General features: G+C 68.7%; 5 protein-coding genes, 1 tRNA gene and 2 pseudogenes. 2 read left to right on the top strand and 6 right to left on the bottom strand.

Going from position 1 to position 5,774, the window contains the following annotated elements; translation table 11 throughout:
* Positions 1 to 165: 165 nt before the first annotated feature.
* The 3 genes from ABZV38_RS39370 to ABZV38_RS39360 all read right to left on the bottom strand — a co-directional run bounded on the left by ABZV38_RS39370 (position 166) and on the right by ABZV38_RS39360 (position 3,024).
* Positions 166 to 756, bottom strand: a complete 591-nt coding sequence (locus ABZV38_RS39370) for a DUF4383 domain-containing protein (protein WP_356333659.1) — start codon at positions 754 to 756, stop codon at positions 166 to 168.
* Positions 757 to 814: 58 nt separating this feature from the next.
* A complete protein-coding gene (locus ABZV38_RS39365) occupies positions 815 to 2,182 on the bottom strand; it encodes a hypothetical protein (RefSeq protein WP_356333658.1) in 1,368 nt (455 codons plus the stop codon).
* A gap of 71 nt (positions 2,183 to 2,253) precedes the next feature.
* On the bottom strand, positions 2,254 to 3,024 hold the full coding sequence (locus ABZV38_RS39360) for a DUF4097 family beta strand repeat-containing protein (RefSeq protein WP_356333656.1): 771 nt from the start codon (positions 3,022 to 3,024) through the stop codon (positions 2,254 to 2,256).
* 198 nt (positions 3,025 to 3,222) lie between these two features.
* Here ABZV38_RS39360 and ABZV38_RS39355 point away from each other — a divergent pair.
* Positions 3,223 to 3,297 (top strand) — tRNA-Val (locus ABZV38_RS39355).
* A 100-nt stretch (positions 3,298 to 3,397) separates the two neighbouring features.
* On the opposite strand, the pseudogene ABZV38_RS39350 reads toward ABZV38_RS39355, so the two are convergent.
* From ABZV38_RS39350 to ABZV38_RS39340, 3 genes and pseudogenes are all read right to left on the bottom strand, one after another.
* Positions 3,398 to 3,631: pseudogene (locus tag ABZV38_RS39350) on the bottom strand (site-specific integrase); the annotation flags it as partial.
* 253 nt (positions 3,632 to 3,884) lie between these two features.
* The gene (gene snpA, locus ABZV38_RS39345; RefSeq protein WP_356333654.1) at positions 3,885 to 4,649 is read right to left on the bottom strand and encodes a snapalysin; all 765 of its coding nucleotides are present in this window, start codon (positions 4,647 to 4,649) and stop codon (positions 3,885 to 3,887) included.
* Between the two features lie 505 nt (positions 4,650 to 5,154).
* Positions 5,155 to 5,274 (bottom strand): annotated as a pseudogene (locus ABZV38_RS39340) (polyphosphate kinase 2); the annotation flags it as partial.
* Positions 5,275 to 5,490: 216 nt separating this feature from the next.
* On the opposite strand from ABZV38_RS39340, the gene ABZV38_RS39335 reads away from it, so the two are divergent.
* Positions 5,491 to 5,724: a DUF6207 family protein gene (locus ABZV38_RS39335; protein WP_356333652.1), complete on the top strand. Its 234-nt coding sequence runs from the start codon at positions 5,491 to 5,493 to the stop codon at positions 5,722 to 5,724.
* Positions 5,725 to 5,774 lie beyond the last annotated feature (50 nt).

Raw genomic sequence — 5,774 nt, 5'->3', positions numbered from 1 at the left:
GGCATTTTCAGCCCGTGCCGCTAGCCGCAACGCGCTGACCAGCATCGATCCCCGACCTGACCCACCGAAACCCCGCCGAACTGTGGAAGCCGGGCAGGAGCGGCAGCGGTATTCGTAACGAGGCATGGGCCCAGGCTAACCGGCGGGCGCCGCGGCCACCGCGTACTACGGCTCCGGCCGGACGATCGGCATCGACGAACGCCGGTTGAGGCGCTGTTCCATGGCGGTCTCTTCGGGATGGCGGGCGCGCCAGTACGGGTTGTCGTGCGGGAGCCCGCCGCTGACCCTTCCGTACATCCCGAACATCATCAGCATCAACCCGACGACAAAGCTGAACAGGACGTTCTGCATACGGAACGCAAGGAAGTTGAAGGCGGTGTCGAGCAGCGCGAGATTGACGAAGCCGCTGAGGACGAACGCGATGCCCAGGACCATGTTGAGCGTCGAGGCGAAGTTGCCGCCGATCACCATCCCGACGAACAGGAGCAGCCCGACACAGATGGAGAGGACACTGAGCGCCCCGTTGGTGTTCAGGCCCGCGACGGTGGCGTCGCCCGTGTTGAAGAAACCGATTCTGTCGATGAGTCCCAGGATGCCGAAGGCAAGCAGCACCAGCCCCATCAACCCCGCCCCTACGCGGTAGATGCTGCTGAGCCGGTGATCGACCGGGAGATGGTCGTCGAGCCGGGCTACTCTGCTGCGCCGTGCGGGCTTCTGTGTACGGCGCCGCGGGGGATGCACTGCATGGGTGGCCATGGTGGCCTCCTTCGCGATACCACCAGGATCCGCCCCGCGCACGGCCGCGACAACTCGGTCAGCCGCCGGTGCCCCGCTCCCCACGGATCTCCGAGACCACCCGCGCCGCCGCCTGCCGCACGGCTTCGGTCTCGGTCAGGAAGTGCCAGTAGTCGGGGTGGCGACCCTCCAGCCCGGCGATCGCGCGCTCCAGCCGGGCCACGGCATCGTCCAGCGGCCGGGCGTGGCGCGGCTCGGGCGTGTTGCGCCCCGCCATGGCCAGGCGCTGGGCGTCGCGGATGGCGAACCGGGTCCGCTGTATCTCCTGCTGGGGGTCCTTGGCCACGTCGTCGAGGCGGCGCAGCCGGTCACCGGCTGCGGACACCGCTTCGTCCGTCGCGTTCAGCAGGGCCCGTACGGTGGACAGCCGCGATGTCGCATCGGCCCAGCGCTGCTCGTCCCGCGCCTTGGCGGCCTCCTTGAGCTTCTCCTCGGCCTGCCGCACATTGACCGCGGCCTGCTCGGGCACGGGCTGGAGGTCCTGCCAGCAGGCGGCGGTGAACCGCCGCCGCAGCTCGCTCAGCACCGGCTCCACCGAGCCCGCGCGCGTCGTCAGGGCCTGGGCGCGCGTGCGCAGCGACACCAGCCGGTGGTCGATCTCGGCGGCGCGCTCGGGAAGCTGCGCCGCCTCGGCCCGCACGGCCTCGGCGCTGCGCAGCACGTGATCGGCGCGTTGCAGCGTGTCCGCTACACCGTGCCGGCCGGCGCCCTGGTTGAGCTTGGTCAGTTCGGGGGCGAGGGCCGCCAGGCGTGCGGCGAGATCGTCTGCTCGCAGTCCGGACGCGCGCACCGCATCGAGAGCATTGCTCGCACCGAGGAGCGCCTGTCGCGCCCGCTCGACGGCGGGAGCGAGCTGGGCGAGCTGCGTCTCGGCGTTCCCCAGGAGTGGGCCGAGCCCCTGTGCGAACCGTTCCAGCTCGCCCTTGACCCGCACGAGCTCGTCCTTGGCACCGGTCAGCTCCGTCCGGGCCCGCGCCGCGACGGCCGGCTCAAGATCGTCCCGGTCGAGGTCGTGGGCGTCGACCGCCGTGATGTACGCATGGCTGGCCTCGTCGATCCGCCGCCCCAGCGCGGCGAAATCGTCCACGACCTTCCGTGCGGCGGGCGAGCTGTCCACCGCGGTGATCGTCTCGATCGAGATCTGCAGGTCGCGCTGAGCCGTGTCCAGCTCGTAGAAGGCCTCCGCGGCCGCATCCTTCGCCGCCTGCGCATCGGCGCGCTGGTTCTCCCCGCGGCCGCCGAACCAGCGCCGCGTACCACCACCGGCGAAGGCAGCCGGAAGGGCCGCGGCCAGCAACGGCACCGGCAGCAGCATCAATCCGAGGACGTCCCTGACGGCGGTTCTGCCACCCGCTCTTGCCTGCGGCCGCGCGTGTGTCGCCGTCACATCCCTCTCCCGTGCCGTATCGCCTTGCCCGGTTCATTCTCCCACCAGGTAAGGACGAACACACGGGCCTGTTAGTTCGCGCTTCGCACCGTGATTTGTCCGTTGTCGCTGTGGGCCTTCACCACATGCGGACTGTCTTCGCTGCGCGGCACCCGCACCGAGATGTCCCCGTTCCCGGCGACGGCGGTCACCGCATACGCCTGCGGACCCTTCGGCAGCTCGATGGTCACCTGACCGTTGTCACTGACGGTGTCCACCAGATCCGGCACGGCCGAGAACCCGAGCCGGATCTCCCCGTTGTCCGACTGCGCGGAGACGGACTTGCTGGCGATCCGCTCCGCGACGATGTCCCCGTTGTCGCTCTCCAGCCTCAGCGGCGCACTGGAGTCACGGACGGTCACCCTCCCGTTGTCGGAACGGAGAGTGAGAGGAGTGTCGAACCCGGAGGCGACGACCCTGCCGTTGTCACCGTTCACCGTCACCGCGACCCCGCGCGGCACCTTCACCTGATGCAGGGCCGCGCAGTTGCTGATGACCGCGCTGCACTTCACCCGAAGCGTGAGCTTGCCGTCCCGCATCGTCCAGCGGGCATCGGGCCCGTTCCCGAGCACCACCCACCCGTCGACACGACGCGTCACCTCGATCTTGTCCACATCGGCCGGTACGAGCTCCACGGCCGTATTACCGGAGTCGATCGTCAGGGACTTCCCCTTGAACGCGAACGACTTGTGCTCGACCGGCGCGTCTTCCACATCCGCACTTCCGCAACCGGACAGACCCAGGGCAACGACTACGGCCCCGACGGACGCGACGAGTGTGCGGGTGCGGGTATGGAGTGCCACGGTGATCGATCCCCCGTCCAGTCCGGGGGCCTCTCCCACCGGTGTGGGACCACCGTAGGGAGCGCGGCACCCCGGTGAGAATCCGGACGGCTACCGTATGCGGGGTGGGGATGTCCCCCGAATCCCCTGGTCTCCGCCGGTCCGGGCAACCGTTTGTGAGCATCGGCCATGCGCCATGTACGCTGTTCCTTCATCCACGGGTGCGTAGCTCAGGGGTAGAGCGCTGCTCTTACAAAGCAGATGTCGGCGGTTCGAAACCGTCCGCGCCCACCAGCAGGAAGTACGGCAAAGGCCCAGGTCACCGGCATCAAACCGGGAGCCTGGGCCTTGATCGTTCCTCCGCCATTCCGGCGGGGGAGTGGCGTCGTGCCACTCACGTGCCAGATGCCTCCTCCGGACCATCCGCGGAGGGCTCGGCCGGGCGGACCCTTTTGATCTGCTCGTCGACGTGAGCGGCGATCGCATGGTCCCGCCCGTTGACCAGGTGCTGATAGATCAGCGCGGCCCGCACCGACGAGTGCCCCATGCGTTGCATCAGCTCGCGCGTCGTTGCGCCACCGGTCGCAGCGAGGGTGTTGCCCGTGTGCCGGAGGTCGTGAAAGTGCACGATGGGCGCGGGTGGGTGGCGAGAGAGCCGGCTTCTGCTGATCGTGGCCGGGCTGGCAGTGTTGGCGACCAACCCGGCCCTGTTGGCCACGTTCAAGGTCACCAACCAGTGGGCGGTTGGCTTCGCCCTCCCAGGACAGCCATACAAAGCACCAGCGTCTGTCGGCCAGCCTGCAAGAGTGCTCAGACGACCGTCTTGAGCATGTGGCTGAAGCAATCCTCGACAGCGAGCCGCTTCCCACTTGGGAACGCAATCAACTCCAGGACGTGCTGTGGAGCGGACGCCCCGGACCGTGGCCCGGCGCCACGGTCCGTACCGGCGGTGCAGCGCTCAGGTGGTCAGCGGGCTGGTTCACCGTGCCCGGGGCCTGCGCGAGTCCGGTGGCCCACAGCTGGTCGACACGCGAGCGCTCGGTGGCGTTCGGGTAGCGGTTGGTGCAGGACGGGCCGGGGCCGCCGCCCGACATCAGCTCACTGCACGGCCCGCTGTAGTTGTCCGGCAGGCCCAGCACGTGCCCGGTCTCGTGGGTGACGACGCGGACCGAGTCGTTCTGCTGGTTCTGGGCGTAGTCAAGGAAGATGTAGCCGCTTCCGTGGCCGTTGGTGGAGGCGTAGGACCCGCGCGGGTCGTTGCCCTCGTGGTAGGAGAAGTCGGCACCGCTCGAAGCCTCCTGGAGCTTGACGTTGGACTCGGAGCTGTTCCAGTTCGAGGCCGCGCTCGATATCTGCGAACGGAAGCTCGGTGCCTGGGAGGCGTTGTAGTAGACGGTCACCGCCTGCGCGTTGGGCTGGGCGGCGCGCTTCTCGGCGACCGACTTGAGCACAGCCTCGAAGAACGCCTTGTTGTTCGCGGCCTCCTTAACCGACCCGTCGTACCGCGCCACGGAGGTACCGGCGGAAGCGGACGGGGTGGCGGCCATCTGGGCGCTCGCCGGCACCGCCGCGCCCAGCACGCTGGAGGCCAGACCCAGGCCGAGAGCGAGGGCGAGGAGTCTCGCGGACGTTCGGGACGACTTCATGTGGGGGCTCCTACTCACTCGGTGACGCCGAGCGCCCGGTGCGCGGTCGACTCTGCGTGAACACCGGTTCCGAACTGCAGCGACGTCCTGTGGCTCGTCATTCTTAGAACGGCTCGACAGGGAGCGCAAAGGGTCCCGCCACTACGTCGCCTCGTAGGTCCCAGGACCTCGCCAGGGCAGTGCGCGGGTCTCCAGTCCGCACATGGCGGCGGGAGGGAAAGCTGTCGCGACGTCAGAAGCCTTACACCACGGGGCAGCGGGCGTGCGGGCCGGCCGGGCGGAATTCCGGGACGCGCGGCGGGATCCGCATCCAGGCCAAAACGGACAAATCCTCAGATATTGCCACGCCGCGTCTACTAAGTACGCCGGTCGGTTGCCGGAGCGCTGTGACCGACGTCATAAAATATGGGCTTCCGTTTCTTTCGCGCTCCACCGGCCCCGAGTCGCCCCCCAGGGAGTCACCCTCGGCGCTGGGCGGCATCCCTCACCGCTGAGCCGCCGCCGCTCAGTCCTGATCAGGATGGAAGCCGGGCCCGCCGTGCAGCCCGGCGGGCGGCGTGGGGGAGAGGTCGGTCGGTTCCTCGCCCGCCTCCAGCAGCGTGTCCGCCGCACCCAGTGGCTTCGGGACTATGCGGGCCGGGCTGTCGTCAGCCACGCAAACGAGGTGCGTGCCCGGTCGTAGGCAGTAGTCGGGCTGACGTCCGAAAGCCGCTGACCGCCGGGTTGCTGCGTATGCGTCCCACTACCTTGATGCAGCTGGCCCGCACGGACCCAGCAACACGGCTGGGTGAACTGTGGCCTGCGGCGTAACTCCAGCCTGGCGAGGCCCGTCTCGTACGGCATGGGAGACATCAATGCTGTGCTCGTGTCGGAGCCTGGGCTGGCGGTGGTGGAGATTGTTGCGGGAGATGTAGCGACGCTGCACGCGATCGGCGCCCGCCGCCGACCGATGGGCATCGACCGGCGTCCCGGTCGACCACGAGGCGGTGGGCGGCGGTTTGGGGTGTCGAGGCAGTCGGTGCACTCCTGGGTGAAGCTTCCCCTTGATCACGGACACCTGGAGACTGGGACCTGAGGTTCCAGAGGAAGTAGAGCCAGGTGGGAAGCAACTACTCGAAGCGGTAC

The sequence above is a fragment of the Streptomyces sp. NPDC005181 genome (assembly GCF_040608395.1).
GTDB lineage: Bacteria > Actinomycetota > Actinomycetes > Streptomycetales > Streptomycetaceae > Streptomyces.
This window is presented reverse-complemented; position numbering and strand designations above follow the sequence as displayed.

Bases quoted from the DNA above. Each gene is read 5' to 3' on its own strand.
- ABZV38_RS39370 (WP_356333659.1), bottom strand. From the start codon at position 756: ATGGCCACCCATGCAGTGCATCCCCCGCGGCGCCGTACACAGAAGCCC.
- snpA (WP_356333654.1), bottom strand. From the start codon at position 4,649: ATGAAGTCGTCCCGAACGTCCGCGAGACTCCTCGCCCTCGCTCTCGGC.
- ABZV38_RS39335 (WP_356333652.1), top strand. From the start codon at position 5,491: ATGGGAGACATCAATGCTGTGCTCGTGTCGGAGCCTGGGCTGGCGGTG.